Annotated in this window: 6 protein-coding genes and 1 tRNA gene; all 7 read right to left on the reverse strand. The window is 66.2% G+C overall.

Annotated elements, in window-relative coordinates:
• Positions 1-3: 3 nt before the first annotated feature.
• A complete protein-coding gene (locus tag AC1A0G_RS02210; RefSeq protein WP_476527171.1) occupies positions 4-2,718 on the reverse strand; it encodes a polyribonucleotide nucleotidyltransferase in 2,715 nt (904 codons plus the stop codon).
• A gap of 372 nt (positions 2,719-3,090) precedes the next feature.
• The gene (rpsO, locus tag AC1A0G_RS02215; protein WP_163230738.1) at positions 3,091-3,360 is read right to left on the reverse strand and encodes a 30S ribosomal protein S15; all 270 of its coding nucleotides are present in this window, start codon (positions 3,358-3,360) and stop codon (positions 3,091-3,093) included.
• A gap of 189 nt (positions 3,361-3,549) precedes the next feature.
• Positions 3,550-4,311 carry a hypothetical protein gene (locus AC1A0G_RS02220; protein WP_476527173.1) on the reverse strand — a complete coding sequence of 254 codons (762 nt, stop codon included), beginning with the start codon at positions 4,309-4,311 and terminating at the stop codon, positions 3,550-3,552.
• A gap of 168 nt (positions 4,312-4,479) precedes the next feature.
• Positions 4,480-4,553: transfer RNA gene (locus AC1A0G_RS02225), tRNA-Gly, on the reverse strand.
• A 71-nt stretch (positions 4,554-4,624) separates the two neighbouring features.
• Positions 4,625-6,487: an alpha-amylase family protein gene (locus AC1A0G_RS02230; protein ID WP_476527175.1), complete on the reverse strand. Its 1,863-nt coding sequence runs from the start codon at positions 6,485-6,487 to the stop codon at positions 4,625-4,627.
• A 590-nt stretch (positions 6,488-7,077) separates the two neighbouring features.
• Entirely contained in the window at positions 7,078-7,662 is a 585-nt protein-coding gene (locus AC1A0G_RS02235; RefSeq protein ID WP_476527177.1) for a holo-ACP synthase, read from the reverse strand.
• A gap of 695 nt (positions 7,663-8,357) precedes the next feature.
• Complete coding sequence (locus AC1A0G_RS02240) at positions 8,358-18,059, reverse strand: fatty acid synthase subunit beta domain-containing protein (protein ID WP_476527178.1); 9,702 nt, start codon at positions 18,057-18,059, stop codon at positions 8,358-8,360.
• Positions 18,060-18,561 lie beyond the last annotated feature (502 nt).

Genomic DNA, 18,561 nt, shown 5'->3' on the forward strand with positions numbered 1-18,561 from the left:
CGATCAGTCCTCGAACGGATCGAAGTCGCGACGGACGCGGCGGCGCGGGCGCTCGGTGCGCTCGACGCGGTCGGCGCGGTACTCGTCGTAGTTCTCGTCGGTGGCGTAGCGCGGGTTGCGGTCGTCACGGCGCGAGGAGCGACGCGGACGATCATCGCGGTCGTCACGGGAGGCACGGCGGTCGTCACGATCGTCGTAGTCACGATCGGAACGACGCGAGCGACGCGGACGATCATCGTAATCGCGATCGTCGCGGTCATCGCGAGCCGGGCGGCGGTCGTCGCGACGGTCATCGCGATCATCGTAGTCACGATCGGAACGACGCGAACGGCGCGGACGGTCGTCGTAATCGTCATCGTGATCGTCGCGGCGCGAGCGGCGCGGACGGTCGTCGTAGTCACGGTCGGAGCGACGGTCGTCACGGTCGCGGCGCGGCGCACGACGACGGTCGTCACGATCACCGCCACGATCGCCGCGATCGCCACCACGGCCACCGCGACCGGCGCCGGATTCTTGGTCCTCGAAGCCCGGGATCGCGAGGCTGATCTTGCCGCGGTCATCCACGCCCTGCACGACGACCTCGACGGTGTCGCCTTCCTTGAGCACGTCCTCGACTGCGTCGATGCGCTCGCCGTTGGCGAGGTTGCGGATCTGCGAGATGTGCAGCAGACCGTCGGTGCCCGGGGTGAGGTTCACGAACGCGCCGAACGACGTGGTCTTGACGACCTTGCCGTTGTACGTTTCGCCGGCCTGCGGCACGTGCGGGTTGGCGATCTGGTCGATGATGGCCTTGGCCTTCTCGGCAGCCTCGCCGCCCTCGGAGGAGATGAACACGGTACCGTCATCCTCGATGGCGATCTCCGCGCCGGTGTCCTCCTGGATCTGGTTGATGTTCTTGCCCTTCGGGCCGATGATCTCGCCGATCTTGTCGACCGGGACGGTGGTGGTGATGATGCGCGGGGCGAACTCGCTCATCTCGGCCGGGCCGTCGATGCACTCGTTGATGAGGTCGAGGATCGTGGTGCGGGCCTCGTGCGCCTGCTGGAGGGCGCCGGCGAGGATGTCGGCCGGGATGCCGTCGAGCTTGGTGTCGAGCTGCAGCGCGGTGATGAACTCGGAGGTGCCGGCGACCTTGAAGTCCATGTCGCCGAACGCGTCCTCGGCGCCCAGGATGTCGGTCAAGGTCTTGTAGATGTGCTGGCCGTCCACGTCGCCGGAGACGAGGCCCATCGCGATGCCCGCGACCGGGGCCTTCAGCGGGACGCCCGCGGCGAGCAGGGACAGGGTGGAGGCGCACACGGAGCCCATCGAGGTGGAGCCGTTGGAGCCGATGGCCTCGGAGACCTGACGGATCGCGTACGGGAACTCCTCGCGGCTCGGCAGCACCGGCACGATGGCCTTCTCGGCGAGGGCGCCGTGGCCGATCTCGCGGCGCTTCGGGGAGCCGACGCGGCCGGTCTCGCCGGTGGAGTACGGCGGCATCTCGTAGTTGTGCATGTAGCGCTTGGTCTGCGGGCCGCTCAATGCGTCGATCTGCTGCTCCATCTTGAGCATGTTCAGCGTGGTGACGCCCAGGATCTGGGTTTCGCCGCGCTGGAAGAGGGCGGAGCCGTGGACGCGCGGCACGATGTCGACCTCGGCCGACAGGGTGCGGATGTCCTTGAGGCCGCGGCCGTCGATGCGGTAGTCCTCGGTGAGGATGCGGCGGCGCACGATCTGGCGCTGCAGCTCCTTGAACGCGTTGCCGAGTTCCTTCTCCTTCTCGGCGTCGTCCATGTCGGTGAACTCGTTGGCGAGGATCTCGCGCACGTGTTCCTTGATCTCGTGGATGCGGTCCTGACGCGGCAGCTTCTCCGCGATGGACAGCGCCTCGTTCAAGTCCTCGTGCGCGATCTCGTCAATGCGCTTGTACAGTTCGTCGGTGTACTCCGGGAACAGCGGGAACTCCTTGGTGGCCTTCGCGGCCTTGGCCTTGAGCTCGTTCTGCGCCTCGCAGATGACCTTGATGAACGGCTTGGCGGCCTCGAGGCCCTGGGCCACAACGGTCTCGTCCGGCTTGGTCTGACCCTCGTCGTAGATGAGGTGCCAGGCGTTCTTGCCGGCGCCGGCCTCGATCATGGCGATCGCGACGTCGCCGTTCTCGATCACGCGGCCGGCGACCACGATCTCGAACACGGCGCGCTCACGCTCGCTCCAGCGCGGGAACGCGACCCACTGGCCGTCAATGAGAGCCAGACGGACACCGGACACCGGGCCGGAGAACGGCAGGCCGGAGATCATGGTGGACGCGGAGGCCGCGTTCAGCGCGATGACGTCGTACGCATCATCCGGGTTGATGGCGAGGACGGTCTCGACGACCTGCACCTCGTTGCGCAGCGTGTGCGGGAACAGCGGGCGCAGCGGACGGTCGATGATGCGGCAGGCGAGGATGGCCTCGCTGGACGGACGGCCTTCGCGGCGGAAGAACGAGCCCGGGATCTTGCCCGCGGCGTACATCTTCTCTTCCACATCGACGGTCAGCGGGAAGAAGTCGTAGTTCTCCTTCGGGCTGGAACCGGCGGTGGTGGTGGACAGAATCATCGAATCGTCGTCGAGGTAGGCGGCCACCGCGCCGTCCGCCTGCTGCGCGAGACGACCGGTCTCGAAGCGCAGCGTGCGCTTGCCGAACGATCCATTGTCGATAACGGCCTCAACGGCCTTGATTTCGGGACCCTCCATAGGGTTCCTCCTTTTGTCTTCTGTTATTTTCCTACAGTTACCTACTGCTTTTGCCGAACCGTCGAACCGCTCCTGCGATCCGTTCGGCCAAGCCATTCCTCTGCCATGCGCGTACTTGCGTACGTTATCTGCCGATCGTGGACGGCCCGTCGCGCGTCTCTTCCTCCCGACGCTTGCCGTCCGTCCTCTCGTGTTCAGTGCGCGGGACTCTCCCGCGCCGTTCCTCTGTCAGATTCCAGACTTAGTTCTATTTTGCGTTTCACCCTCAGACAGCACATCCGGCCATGCCGGCCGGCCGCATCGCACCTTGCGATGCCGCGCGCGATACCACGCAAAAGCGCCCGAGCAATAATTGCCCGGGCGCAAAGTATGTTATCGACGCAGACCCAGCTTCTCGATCAGGGCGCGGTAACGGTTGATGTCGACGCGCTTGAGGTAGTCAAGCAGACGACGACGGTCGCCAACCATGAGCAGCAGACCACGACGGGAGTGGTGATCGTGCTTGTGCTCCTTGAGGTGCTCGGTCAGGTCGGCGATGCGCTTGCTCAGCAGCGCGACCTGAACCTCCGGCGAACCCGTGTCACCTTCGTGGGTAGCGTACTTGGCGATGATTTCCTGCTTTTCTTCCGTCGTAAGTGCCACGGAATCCTCCTTATGTTGCTGCGCGGTGCACCCGGCACTGTGCCGGTGCGCTCTCTATCCGCGGGCGAAACACGCCAAGGGGATAGTGTACGTGGCGGTGCGGACTTGCGCAGCGACCACCCCGCGGCGGTTTCGCTCGATGCCGGGCCTCAGCGAGCGAAAATCGCCATGCACGCACCCATACCGGCGTCACACGGCCGTCAGTAGTCCGCCGAACATCACGACGAGCAGCGATACCGTCTGAATCGCAAAGAACAGGATGAACGACGCCCAACTGCGCGTGAGCACGTTGAGCGGCGACTCCTTGCGGATCGCGATCAACAGCCCGACCCATACCACCGCGTACGCGGCCATGCCGAATCCGGCCGCGATGATGCCGAGGTTCGTCGCGTTCGCAAGCGGAGCCGCATCGCCGTACACCACGTACGTCGAATACCAGAAGTTGATTTTGAGCAGGCTCAGTCCGGCCACGAACTGTTCGGCGGCCAATCCGATCACGAATACGATGCGCCACAGCCACGTGCGCGACTCGACGATCGCCATGCCGAGTCCGGTCAGCGCGACCAGCGTGACCGTCCACGACAGGAACGCGAGACCACGCGGATCGAACGCGCTCATGTGCGCGATCAGCCAGTCGGTACGCTGAACGGCGAGCGTGCGGCCGAGCCAGTATGGCGCGATGACCGCGGCCATGACCGCGGTGACGTACACGGCCCACTGCGCGGGGTGCGAGCGTCGGCGTTCGATGTCCGCAAGCGAGAGGTCGGAGACGGGGATGGACGGCGTGGGATGACGGGAGACGCTGACTTCCTCGACCTTGCCATCGACGATCTCGGTTGCCTCGTTCGGCTCGGCGGATGCATGCCCGCGCGCGACGATCCGGCTCGCGACACCCGGCTGTGCGTCTTCGGTTGCCTCGTCGACTGGATCCTGCGTCGATCTCACTGCCATGCGACCGCCTTTGCGTTGGGTTTCGTCCTGCTTGCGTTCTGCATGACTACTGTACGCGGCGCTCCGCCCAGCCGCGATCAGACGCCGGGATGATACGGTGGGCCGGCTGCAGCGCAAGTATGACAAAGGCCGGAAACCTTTGCGATGCTGAGGTTTCCGGCCTTTACGTGGAGCGGATGACGGGAATCGAACCCGCGTAATCAGTTTGGAAGACTGAGGCTCTACCATTGAGCTACATCCGCGTGCCGCTTGTGGCGACTTGTGCCATTATACACAAATCGCCACATGTGGCAACTCGACCGGGCGACATCAGCTATCGCACGACGATCTTGGCTTCGTACGGCTCGAGGTCGGCTTCCATCGAGTTCATGATCGAGGCCGAGCCGTTGAGGTGCACGTGCTGCGGGTATCCGGAGAAGTTGAACAGGCCGACGATCACGCGCTCATCCTCGCCGGTCTTCTCGTCGCCGTCCACCTTGCGCACAACCGCAAGCACCGCGTCGTTGAACGTATCCCAGGTCGACACCCACGCGTCCGGCGCGAAGCACGGATCGTCTCGCATCTCGCGCAGGCTCTCCATGCCTTCCCACAGTTCGTTCTGCAGCGTGCCGGGCGTGTTGCGCAGCGCGGCCTTGTCCCAATCGAACTTGCTGCGGTGCAGGTTGCGGCTGTCCTCGATGCGATCCGGATCGTCCTTGTAATCCCAGCCGTTGAGCTGAGCGATCTCGTCACCGCAGTTGAGCATCGGGAAGCCGCGCAGGAACGCCATCGCACGGTGCATGAGCAGGTCGCGCTCCACGCCGCGCTCCAGCGACGGCTTGTCGTGCGTGATGATCGCCTTCTCGATGCCGCACAGGCTCGCGGTGGTGCCGCAGCTGCGGGCGTCGCGGGTCGCCTCGTCGTAGTTGTACAGCTCGCCCATCGACCAGCTGCCCGGGACAGCGCCCTCGTAGAAGTGGTACAGGAACTCCTTGTGCTTGAGCGGATCGATGCCGAGCTCCTTCTCCACGTCCTCGTCGAGGCCCCAGCCGATGTCGTCGTGGCAGCGCAGGTAGTTGACGAACCAGCAGTTCTCCGGCAGCGCGTTGAGCTTGTCGATCTGCGCCTTGAGCAGACGCGTGTCCTGGCTGGCGAGCGCGCTCCACAGGTTCACCATGATCGACACGTTGTACAGCATGTGGCACTCGGGGGCCTCCGGCGTACCGAAGTACGCGGCGAGCTCCTTCGGGGCCATGACGACCTCGCCCTTAAGCACGACGGCCGGGCACACGCATTCGAGGATGATGCGCAGGATGCGCACGATGGTGTGCACGGTGGGCAGGTTACGGCAGTTGGTGCCGAATTCCTTCCAGATGTAGGGCACCGCGTCGATGCGGAACACCTCGACGCCAAGGTTGGCGAGGTGCATGACGGACGACATCATCGCGACGAGCACCTTCGGGTTACGGTAGTTGAGGTCCCACTGGAACGGGTAGAACTGGGTCATGACCCACTTGTGCATCTGCTCGTTCCACGTGAAGTTGCCGGGCGCGGAGCCGGGGAAGACCTGCGGCACGACGGCGTCGTACTGGTCGGGGATGGTGCGGTCGTCGTAGCAGAAGTAGTAGTCCTGGTACTCCGGATCGCCGGCCTGCGCGGCCTTGGCCCAGCGGTGCGTGGACGCGGTGTGGTTCATCACGAAGTCGAGGCACAGGCTGATGCCGGCCTTGCGCAGCTTCTTGGTGAGGTTCGCGAGGTCCTCGTTGGTGCCGAGGGCCGGGTCGACGTTGTCGAAGTCCTCGACCGCGTAGCCGCCGTCGTTGTTCGGGTGCGGCATCTGCAGCAGCGGCATGAGGTGCAGGTAGGTGAGCTTCTGTTCCTTGAGATAGTCGATCTTGTTAGCGAGCTTCTTGAGGTCGCCGGCGAACAGGTCGGTGTACATGGTCATGCCGAACATGTCGCCGCGCTTGTACCATTCGGGGTCTTCCTCGCGCTTGACGTCCAGCTCGCGCAGGTCCTTCGGGCGGGCGGCGGCCGCGTCGGTCATGGCGGTGACGAGTTCGTTGAAGGCGTCGGCGTTGTCGTACAGGCTCATGAAGAGGCGCTCGAGTTCGTCGCGGTGGCGATCGAAGCGGACCTGGAAGATGGCGTCGGGGGCGGCGTGCTTCGTGGCGGTGGTTTTCGCAGTTGCGGTCATGATGAAACTCCCTCGTTCCTAACGGTGGACCGGCTCCGCGATCAGGGGTTCCAGTCCTGTGCTGTGCTCGTGGTCGATTATGTCAAACCGGTTCGACATCGAACCGATTCGACACGCGCCGGTTTGCGGCTGATTGCGGACGGTTCAGCACACGTCAGTTCGGTGCCGGTTCGGCACACGTCAGTTTTACGGTCGGTTCGATATGCCGGTTCGACATGCCGGTTCGGCACACGCCCATCGAGACCAGTTCACTACGCGCCCCGTAGCCGGATTCTCCCCGACTTGCGTGATATTTCTGCTAGCAGCCGACCGATACTAGCAGCAACATCACGCAAGCAAGATCATTTGCGTGATGTTCGGGATAGCAATGGCCCTCTACTGACAGCAACGTCACGCAAATCAACCTACTTGCGTGACGTCCGAGCGAGCATCGTCCATGTACTATCCCGAATATCACGCCAGCAAACTCCGTTGCGTGATATCTCTGCTAGCAACCGACTAACGCTAGCAAAAACATCACGCGAGCAGACTCTCTTGCGTGATGTTCGGGTGAGCAATGGATGTCCGTGGAATCGGCCAAGGATTCACAGTCAGTCAAGGATCGTGACGGCGGATGCGATGGGACCGTCATGGGACAGGGAGATGTGCCAGTGCAGATCGGACCGTCGACGCGCAAGCTGTAACCGGATCGTAGGCGAGCTGACGGAAGCGGTTTGATCGTCTGATTGCGCGATGATTCCCCGGTCACCGGACTCGGTGGAAACTGAACGCGAGCAATCAGCGAGTGATCCTGATGCTGTATCGAGATCACTCGCATTACTGATTGTTTCCGAGATTGAGTCGATGAACGATTGCATCAGCCGATCGGAGAATACAACGTGCGGGACACCGCGCGAGTCGTCGAGGATCTCGATCTCGCGCCACGGGAAGTCGTCCAGCGTGAACGGGTATGGGTGCTCCCCCAGTGCCTCGCACCACGCCTTGAGCACCGACTCCTTGCCGGCCCATTTGGCGGCCAGATGCACCGCTTCCCCGTCGTGCTTGGCTTGGGCGCGGGCCGCGGCCTGACGCAGTTCACGGGCGGAGAACAGGGCCTGCATCCGCGAGCCGGGTTCGGCCAGTTGCGCCGCGAAGGCGACTACGTCCACCACGTCGTGACCGAGGCCAAGCACCATGAGGAGTCCTTTCTTATCCCATACGCCCTGCGGGGCGAACCTCGGAACAGTTCAGCGATTTGCCCCGACAGAGCCTCTCTGAGCGGAGCAAATCACGGAACAGACCGGCAACATGCCCTGCGGAGCTGCCCGCAGCGGGGCAAAACACCGAGGAATCAGGCGACTTGCCCCGTTTAGCCACCGCTCAGCGGGGCAAATCACATATATGATCATGGTTTTGCCCCGCTAGGACATTTCTCAGCGGGGCAACTCCCTCGAATCCTCAGGAACTTGCCCCACCAAACTCTCTCAGCAGAGCCAATCGCTGAAGCAGTCATGGCTTTGCCCCGCTAGGACACCCCTCAGCGGAGCAAATCAGGGATATTATCAGGGCCTTGCCCCGCTGAGACCATCCCGGCGAGGCCAGTCACCTAATATATCGGCGATTCGCCCCGCTGAGGATACCCCCAGCGGGGCAACATCCTTACGACAGCAGGAACTTGCCCCGCCAAACCCTCTCTTGGCGGGGCAGATCGCCGAATAGTCCGGTAACGCACCCCGCTAGGAGGCAGGTCAGGCTTCAAAGAAGCCGGACCCGCCGAGACGGGCATCAGACTGAGCCGTCAAGCGGGAAGTCCGGTGGACTTCCCGTAGGCGAAGTGAGCGGGCGCGCCACAGGCGCCCGCGAAGGGAACCTGACGATCCGTCGAGGTGAATCAGGCTTCGAAGAAGCCGGAGGCACCGAGACGGGCATCAGGGTCCAGCAGCATGGCCTTTTCGACCTCGTGGGCGTCGTAGCGCGTGCCGTCGGGCAGACGCGTGCCGTCCTTGCGGAAACGGCGCTCCTCGATCGGCTCGTACAAAGCAGCATGGCCCATCATGCCTTCCTCGAGGCGACGCTGGCCGGCGACCAGTCGCGCGTTCGCACGAGTCCGCCACGCATCGAGCGCATCCTCGCCGTCGGTCTTCGCAACGGCAGCCTCGAACGCGCCCGGGTTCACGATCGCCACGAATCCGGACACATGTCCGAATCCCAGCGACGTCGCCAATCCGGCCTTGATCGTGCGCCCAGCAGCAGCCGAACCCGCCGAACCCGCACCGATCGCAAGCGGCGACCGCAGCCACACCATGTGATCATCCCGCATCAGCTTCGGGTCCACGCAGTCGAGCGCCGCGTTCGCCGGAATCACGCCCGTGCGGAACAGCTGCGTCAGTCCGTTGATCTGGAACACGCACGCACCGCCCTTCGCGTGACCGGTGAGCGACTTCTGCGAGATGACGAACAGCGGGTTGCCGTCGGTGCGGCCGATCGCGTGCGTCAGCGTGTTGTGCAGTTCGGATTCGTTCGGGTCGTTCGCGTTGGTGGACGTGTCGTGCTTGGAGACCACGGCGATATCATCCGGAGCCACGCCGAGCGCAGCCAGATCGCGCACGAGCTGCGAATCACGGCCGCCGCGACCGGCCGCGAGCGCGCCGAGTCCGGGAGCCGGGATCGACGTGTGCGCACCGTCCGCGAACGAATGCACGTAGCCGACGACGCCCGCGACCGGCAAACCGAGCCGCGCCGCGATGTCGCCGCGCATGAGCAGGATCGTGCCGCCGCCCTGCGATTCGACGAAGCCGCCGCGGCGACGGTCATTCGCACGGGAGAAGAACCGCGCGTCGATGCCCTTGCCGTACATTTCAGCGGAGTTCGCGGTGGCGTTCATGTTGCCGAATCCGATCACGGATTCCACGCCGATGTCGTCGATCGCGCCGGTGACCACGAAGTCGACCTTGCCGAGCTTGATCTTGTCGAAGCCCTCCTCGAGCGACACCGCGGCGGTGGCGCATGCGGAGACGGGCTGGATCATGCTGCCGTAGCCGCCGATGTACGACTGCATGACGTGCGCGGCGACGACGTTCGGCAGCGCCTCCTGCAGGATGTCGGTCGGGATCTCGTGGTTGAGGAAGCGGTCGAGGTACAGCTTGCGCATCGACATCATGCCGCCGAAGCCGGTGCCCTGCGTGCTCGCCACCATCGACGGGTGGATGGCCTGCAGGATCTCGACCGGCGTGAACCCGGCGGACAGGTAGGCGTCCACGGTGGTGACGATGTTCCACAGCGCGATCTTGTCGACGTCGCCGACCATCGAGGCGGGGATGCCCCACTTGACCGGATCGAAGCCGGTCGGGAACTGGCCGCCGACGGTACGGGTCATGGTGGCGCGACGCGGCACGCGGATCATCGAGCCGGCGTGGCGGGTCACGTTCCACTCGCCGGATTCGCCGTCACGGGCGATGGTCGTGTGGTCTGGGTCGAGCGCGACGTATTCGCGCGCGGCGTCCTCGGTCGGCACCGAGAAGGTGACGTCGTGGTCGAGGTAGACCTCGGTCTCCTCTTCGTCGTCGCCGTGGCGACCGCCGTCGGTCGAACGGTAGTCGTCGCCCATGCCGTCCTCGAACGGGCGGATTCCGGAGCGCGCCACGACCTCGTCGTGATAGCGGTCGTGGATGTCCTCCTCGGGCACGAGGTTGCCGTCGGTGTCGTACCAGCCGGGCTTCGGGCTGTCCTGCCACGTGAGCAGGCCCATGTTCCACGCGAGTTCGAGCACCGCACCGGCGGACAGGTCGACGGTACCGTCGGCATGGATGCCGAGTTCGGCTTCGGCGCGGGTGCGTCCGGAGCCCCACGGGCCGAGTTCGCCGATGGAAACGATCACGACCTCGTCTTCCGGCCGCGCGGTGACGGTCGACCAGTCGGTCAGGTTGACGGCCGGCTGCGCGGGGACGTTCGGCGTGGGCAGCGCTTTGAGCGTGGCTCCGATGGCCGGCGCATTCTTGTCATCTCGAGAGGAGGCGAAGCCGGAGTCGAGAGATCTTTCGTCACCGTTCGATTGAAGATTTCTCGACTCGCTGCGCTCGCTCGAAATGACATTGTCGGATTCCGCGTCCGCCTCGGCTTCGGCGCGCAGCGCGCGGATGTCGATCGGCTCGTTGCCGAGTCCGCCGGTCAGGTCGACGTCGAGCGGCGCGACGGCCGCGGCCGCGCGCGATTCCGCGGTGCACAGGTCGAGCAGTTTCGTTGCGATCTCCGCGGTCGAATACGTGCGGATGCCGTGACGTTCGACGACGGCGACGAGCGGATCGTTGCCGCCCATCAGTCCGGTGCCGCGCACCCAGCCGATCTTCGGATGGGCGAACGTCACGCGATCGGACCACACACGTTCGGCGTGCGCACGACGCACGATCGCGTCGAACGCGGACTTGACCTCGCCGTATGCGCCGTCGCCGCCGAACACGCCGCGGTTGGGCGAGCCGGGCAGCACGACGTGCATCTTGTGCTGCACGTCAGTGTCCGCGCCGATCTTCGCGAGTCCGGCGATCGCGCGTTCGACGCCCCACAGCATGAGGCGCGCCTGCGATTCGAACAGTTCTCCGGAGTCGGCCATCGTGCCGTGCACCGGCGGTGCGGCGAACGGGAAGAACAGAGTCGGCTCGTATGCGGGCTTCAGGACCGTGGTGGTCGCACCGCTCGTCTTCTTCTGTTCGTTGCCGATCCAGTCGACGAGCGCGTCGACGTCGCGGTAGCTGGACAGGTTCGCGGGGACGAGCCAGAGCTTCGCGTCACCAGTTGCATGAGTGCGGTACGTCTGCTTCGCCCACACCTTGACGGACGGCTTGAAGCTGTGCGACGTGGCGATGACGGTCGCGCCGCCGGCGAGGAGTCCGGCGACGACCTGCGCCGCGATCGAGTTCAGGGCGACGCCGGTGACCACGGCGATGTCGTTTGCGAAGCGGGATGCGGCCGGATCGTCGGATGTGGACTGCACGGCTTCGGCTGCGATGTGCTCGAACGCGGCCTTGAGGGCGGACCGGGTATCTACCCCCTCAGTCGACTGCGTCGACAGCTCCCCCGCAACGAGGGGGAGCAGGTCTGCCTGAGACGCGAACCAGCGGGCCTCATCGGCGATCGCCTTGCCGAGACCGCGGAAGCTGCCGGTGAGCAGCGCCGGGTTGTTGTCGTAGAACGCGCGGGCGAGGTCCTCGCGGGCGGACGCCCAGCGGTCGTCGAACAGGATCGCCTTGTTCTGGTCGAACCGTGGGCTCACCTGTTGCGGCCAGTCGGAGCCGAGTTCGACGGTGACGGTCGCGACCACGGCCGCGTTGCGGGCGGCCTCGTCGGCGTCGAAGTCGACGGCCGGCGCGCTGATGCCGAGTTGGCTCAGCACGGTACGAGCGGCGGTGGCGAGCACGCCGTTCTCGCCGGTCACCTTCGCGGCGAACGCGTCGAGCGCGGCGGAATCGACCACCGCACCACCTGCCGCACCGCCGTCGGACGGCTTGGAGACGGCCACGCCCTTGGTCTGGCCGACCAGTGCGACCGCGTCATCGATGAGCTGATCGGCGGCCGCCGCGTTCGCGACGGCACCGGTCGGCAGCTTCGCAAGATCGCCGCCGCGGGAGCTGGCACCCTCGCGGGTGTCGAGCAGCAGCGCCGCGGTGGTCGCGGCCACCCAGCCTTCGCCAAGCTGCCACACGCCGGTCACGCGGTCGCGGATGTGCGACGGCTTGACGCCGGCCGCGCCGAACAGCGAGCGCAGACGGTCGCGGATGATGTCGGAGAGCACCGCGCCGAACGGCTTGTAGTTCGGGGCGGCCTTGTTGACGATCTGCGCGAGCTGCGTGAGCGTCGCCTCGGCCGCGCCGTCGACGCTGGCCACGCCGAGTTCGGAGCTGATGTCCATGAGCAGCTGGTTACGACGGGAGGATACGCCGTTGGTGAGTGTGTCGGTGGTGTCGGATGCGCCGATCTGGTCGAGACGCACCTTGGCGGAGTACGCCATGAGCACGCCGATCGCGTCGGATGCGTGGAACGGCAGGTCAGAGACCGGGCCGGCCGGCGTAGAGCCGAGCTGTGCCACAGCGCTGGAGGATGCCTTGGCTCCCTCGGCTGAGGGAGCTGTCTGCGCAGCAGACTGAGGGAGCGTAGAAGCTGAAGCGCTCGACGAAACTGCGACGGCGGAAGAGGATCGACCTTCGGTCGCGTTGTTGTTGGCGGCTTGCGCCGCTTGCACCCCCTCAGTCGGCTTTGCCGACAGCTCCCCCTGAACAGGGGGCGCAGAGATGGCGGCATCATCCGCGGTCTCCGGTGCCAGCGAGTCCGTGTCGGTCATATACACGCGTCCCTCGTCACGGCCGACGTTGTACACGGCGACCGCTCGGTCGGCGAACTGCGGCAGTCGCAGCGTCTTCGTACCGAGGTTGGCGAGCGTCGGCGCATTGCCGAGTCCGACCTCGACATACTCCTCCACGCCGAGTCCGCCGGCCGCACGGTCGGAGAACATCAGCGCCTGCGTTTCGATCCAGCGCACCGGCGAGGCGAACTGCCAGCTGAGCAGTTCGGTGAGCAGCAGCCGGCCGAGCTTCTGGTCGTCCGCCGCGTAGGAGTCCCACACGGCCGGATCGTCCAGCGCGGCCTTGATGCGCTCCGACGGCACGACCTCGAGGATCTTCGCCGCGAACTCGCGGGTCATGTCGAACGGCACGGCCACGAGGTTCGGAATGTAGCGGCCGACCAGGCGTCCGCGGTAGTCGATGTAGGCGGGCAGCAGCGCGTCGAGCTTGTCACGGAACTCCGGCACGCCCTTGCGCAGCAGCGTGGAGTGGAACGGCACGTCGATGCCGGGCACGAGCATGAACGGCGGCTTGCCGCCGTATTCCTTCGCGCGTCGGCTGGCGTCGGCCTGCAGCGCCTTGAGTCCGGCGATGGTGCCGGCGATCGCGTACTGCTGACCGGCGAGGTTGTAGTTGACGATCTCGAGGAATTCGCCGCTCGCCTTGGCGACCGACTCGACGTACTCGCGCACGCCGTCGTCGCCCACGCCGAACTGGTTCGGACGCAGCGCGCCCATACGGTAGTTCGAACGGCCCTGCGCGTCGCGGTCGATCAGGTGGTGCATGGTCGAGCCGCGGTGGAACACGAGTTCAAGCACGGTCTCGAGCGGAATGACGCCGGCGAACGAGCTCAACGCATTGTATTCGCCGAGCGAGTGGCCGGCGAAGTACGACGGCCAGATGTCCGCGCCGGCCTCGCGCAGACGTGCAGTCTGGGCGAACGCGACGGTCGCGAGCGCGACCTGCGTGAACTGCGTGAGGTTGAGCAGTCCGTCGGGGTGACGGTAGGTGACGCCGTTGGCGGTGAGTTCCTTCGGATTGTCGCGCACGAGGCCGAGGATCGAGAACCCGAGCTTGGATCGGGTGAGCCTGTCGGCGCGCTCCCACACGTCGCGGGCGGCGGCGGACTTGGCGCGCTCATCGAGCACCATGCCCTGCTTCTGGATGCCCTGGCCGGGGTAGACGAACGCGCTGATCGGCGCGCGGGTCACGGCGGTTCCACGTGAAACAAGTGCACCGTCGATCTTGCAGGTGACTTCGAGCGCGAGGCCGCCGTGGCGCACCTTGCCGACGCGTTCGACGGTGATTTCGACGCGGTCGCCCAGCTGCACCATGCCGTACATGTTGTAGGTCCAGCCGGCGATCTCGTAGTGCGCGCCCTTGGTATCGGTCGCCTGCGCGACGTGTTGGGCGACGGCGGACAGCCACATGCCGTGCACGAGCGGAGCCTTGAGGCCGGAGATGCGTGCTCCGCGCACGGAGGTGTGGATCGGGTTGAAGTCGCCGGAGGTGCGGGCGAACGCGGTCATGTCGCTCGGCGCGGTGACGGTGACGCGGCGCAGCACCCTGCGAGGCGTCGGCGCGATCTCGGCGTCGTGCGACGCCAGCCAGTCGCCGTTGTCGGGAGCCGGGGTCGGCAGCGCGTCGGAGTACGCGCGGCCGCGGATCGCGAACCGTTCGGTTTCGCGCGCGAGCACAGTGCCGTCGGCGGCGGTGTGGATGACGTGGATGGTCACGACACGGCCGGACGACGATTCGGCGTACGGCTCGGCCCACGACGTGAGATTGATCGTCTCGCCGACGTGTCCCAGCAGTTCGGATTCGGTGACGTCGAGTTCGATGAGATGGTCGAGATGGACGGCGTTGAGCAGTCCTTCGATGATCGGGAAGCCGTCGACCGTGACCGAGCCGAGCGCGGCGTAGATCGCCGGCCATGCCGGGCCGACGAGCGCGTCGGGCGCGATGCGCGAGGCGACGAGGTCCTGAGGCAGCTGGCCCGCAGTCGCGGCTTCATGGTCGAAGCCGAGGTTGGCCGAGAGGGTGTAGTGCGCACGCGCTTCGCCGAACGTTCTGCCTTCGGCGGCGACGATCTCGGGCATTGCGTCGAGCGTGTCGCCGGTAATGGCGGTGTTGCCGATGCCGGCGGTGGCGGCGAGCATCGCGTAGACGTGCTTGAGCAAACGTTCGCGGTCGACGACCGGCAGCAGACCGGATTCAGTCGGGCGCACGTTGAGCGGGATGACGATGTCGCGCACGGCGTGCTTGGACAGGCCGCCGTCCGGATCGCGGTCCCAATGCGTGTCGAGATGGATGTCGAGATCCAGCAGGGTCGCGCCGTCGCGCTCCCCCACCTCGGTGATCTCGTAGTCGCGATCGCCGACCTCGGTGCCGTATGCGGGGTTGGTCATGAGATGACCGACCCACGAGATGTTCGGGGCCTTGCGAACGTATGCCTCGACGCTGTCCGCGCCGCCCAGCTGTGCGAACGCTGTCACAGCCCGATCGGCATCGTCGCGAGCGTCACCGTCCGTCGGCTCGCCGGCCACGCGGTCGACCATCGCGGATTCGAACCGGCCGAGGATGTCGGCGATCGGCTCGTCCACGCTCGTGATGCCGGCCACCGAGATCGGACCGGGAATCACGCGTACCGAATCGGCGGAATACCGGGCGTCTTCGGACTGCCAGAGCTGATCCTGGCCCCACCAGCGCAGCAGGTCGTGGTCGATCACCGGCACGAACGGCATCGGCTTCGGGTACTCGCGCACGAGCACCGGGAACCACGCGGCGTCGGCCGGCACGACGGTCAGCGTGCGGGCCTGCGGATACGCAGCGGCGAGCTTCGCGATCGCGGCGTCCGGGTCGGATTCGACGTCCGTGCGGGAGGCGAACAGCGACGTGATCTCACCGTGGTCGACATCGCTCACGCGCGCCTCGATGCGCTGCAGCAGGTGCAGGAAGCGGTCGGCGTACGTCGGGTCGACCCACGGGAACGCGAGTTCGGCGAACCGCTGCGCCCACTCGAGGTACGTCATGGTTTCGAGATCGCCGAAGTACGGCTTGGCGGTCTTGTCGAGCGCGGCGATGATCTCGTCGCGGCGCGAGTCGAGTTCCTCGGGGTGCTTCATGACGCGCACGAGCAGACGGCCGCACGCGGCGGACGAGTTCTCGACCTCGTAGATGTCGGCGTGCAGGTGGCTCAGGCCTGAGGTCATGCCGCCGACGTCCTTGCCGCTGGGTACCCAGCGTTCGCCGAGCGGGGCGAACGGGTCGGCGTCGGCCGCGTCATCCGCCGTGATGCCGGGCGTGGCGACGAGCATGCGCTTGACCTGCGGGCTGGTGTGCGCCTCCTTCGCGGTCATGGCGGCGGTGCCGACGAGCACGCCGTCCACCGGCATCTTCGGCCGGCCGTAGGCGAGCGCCCAGTCGCCACAGATGTAGTCGGCGCCGCGTTCCGGCGTGCCGATGCCGCCGCCGGCGACGAGCACGAGGTTGTTCTGTTCGCGCACTTGTGCATACGTGGTCAACAGCAGGTCGTCGAGCGACTCCCAGCTGTGGTGGCCGCCGGCTAGGCCGCCTTCGACCTCCATGATGATCTTGACCGGAGCGACTGCCTTGGCGATGCAGATCACCTGGCGGATCTGGTCGACGGTGCCCGGTTTGAAGCACACGTACGGGAAGCCGTCGGCGTTGAGCTCATGGATGAGCGCGACCGCCTCGTCGAGTTCGGGGATGCCTGCGGAGACGACCACGCCGTCGATCGGCGCGCCGGACGCGCGCTTCTTCGGCACGATGCGCGTGCCGCCGAATTGCAGGTTCCACAGGTAGCGGTCCATGAACATCGCGTTGAATTCGACCGTGCGGCCCTCCTCGAGCAGTTCCTCGAGCTTGGCGACGTGACAGTCGAACACGTCGGCGGTCACCTGGCCGCCGCCCGCGAGTTCGGCCCAGTATCCGGCGTTGGCCGCGGCCGCGACGATCTCGGGGTCGACGGTGGTCGGGGTCATGCCGGCGAGCAGCACCGGTGCCTTGCCGGTGAGCTCGGAGAAGCGGGTGCGAACCTTGTCACCGGCCGGCGTGCGCAGCACCACCGGTGCGAACGTTCGCCAGTCCTGCGTGCGGGCCGGTTCGCCCTCCAGTGTGGACAGCGCGGCGCGGTCGGCGGCGGTGCCGGCTTCGACCACGCCCACGCCGGTACCCTGTGCGACGGTCGTGATGAGCTTGCCCACGGTCGCGCCGGGACCGAAGTCGACAATCCACAAACGCGCCGGATCGGTGGCCGCAAGCGCGTCCTTTACACGCGCGGCCCAGTCGACGTGGTTGAGCAGCACTTCGGCGGCAAGTTCGCGCGCGTGATCGGCGCTCAGCCCACACGCGGCCGCCCATGCGACGGTCTGTTCGACCGCGTCGGCCATGAGCGGGCTGTGGAACGGCAGCGTCACGTCGAGGTATTCGAGCGTCGGGTCGAACACGCGGCCGCCGCGCACCTTGTCGGCGCGCAGCTTGGCCTGCTTGGCGTGTTCCTTGCCGGCGGCGAGCGCGAACGCGGCGAGGTCCTGCGGGTAGCCGGACAGCACGACGTGGTTCGCGGAGTTGGTGACGGCCACGGCGATCGGGCCGCGCACGGCGGGGTTCTGTTCGACGCGGGCGATGAGCGCGTCGACCTGCGCGCGCGTCGCGTCCTTGACGGAGAGCATCGGCGTGGCCGGACCGGCATCGGAGGCCGTGACGAGGCGCGGCACGAGCGCGAGTTCGCGGGCGCGGCGCGTGCCGGCGATGCCGATGAGCTTGGCGATGGCGAGGATCTCGTCGATATCGGCCGCGGCCGCGTCGATCGAACCGGCTTCGCGGATCGCGCGGACCATGTGCACGGCGAGAATGCCCTGCGAATGGCCGAGCACGGCGAGCGGCTTGGCGGTGGCGGCGTCGTAGCCGAGCGCGGCCGCGTCGATGATCGCGCCGAGTTGGCTGAGCGCGATGCCGGGCACGGAGACGGCCGCGTCTGCGGCGGCGCCAAGCTTGGCCGCATTGGCGTTCGCCGCGGCGGTCGCGAACACGTCGAGCGTACGGCCGGTGGTGGCGAGCAGGTCGGCGGCGACCGGCGCGAGCATCGCGTCGGCGACGGCCGCATGGTCGTGCAGCGCGGTGGCCAGCGTCGGGTCGACGGTCTGCTCGCTCAGCGCCGTGGTCCACGGCGTCGACTGCCCGGCGAACGCGAGCGCATGCGGCTCGCCCGCCAGCTTGTTCAGAAAGAATGTGGTCATTGGTGTTCCTTTGTGTGGGTTGATGGTCGAAGTATTGGATGCGTGAAGTGGTTTTTGGAATGAACTCGCGCTGTGGCAGTGGGATCGCGCTTTGCGCGATGCGGTGTTGCTAGCGGCCTTGCGGCCGCGGACGCTCCCTCAGTCAGCTTCGCTGACAGCTCCCTCAACCGAGGGAGCCGAGGCTCCGCCAGCTTCGTATCGTGATCATGAGACACGCCTTGCTGGCTCCCCGGCTAGTACTTTGTCGGACTTAAACTGACGCGCGCTTATTCTCGGCTCCCTCGGCTAGGACATTGCCGTGAAGCAAACAGCAGAGCTGTTTGTAGGCAATGTGCGAGCTGACAGGCGAGTCAGCAGAGCGCGATCTCAGGCAGTTCGCGTTCGCTAGAAAACTGGCGGAGCCTTGGCTCCCTCGGTTGAGGGAGCTGTCAGCGAAGCTGACTGAGGGAGCGTCCGCGTCGCGCGAGCGACGCCGCCAACACAGCATCGGCCGAAGGCCGAT

It is taken from the genome of Bifidobacterium sp. LH_230 (genome assembly GCF_056357555.1).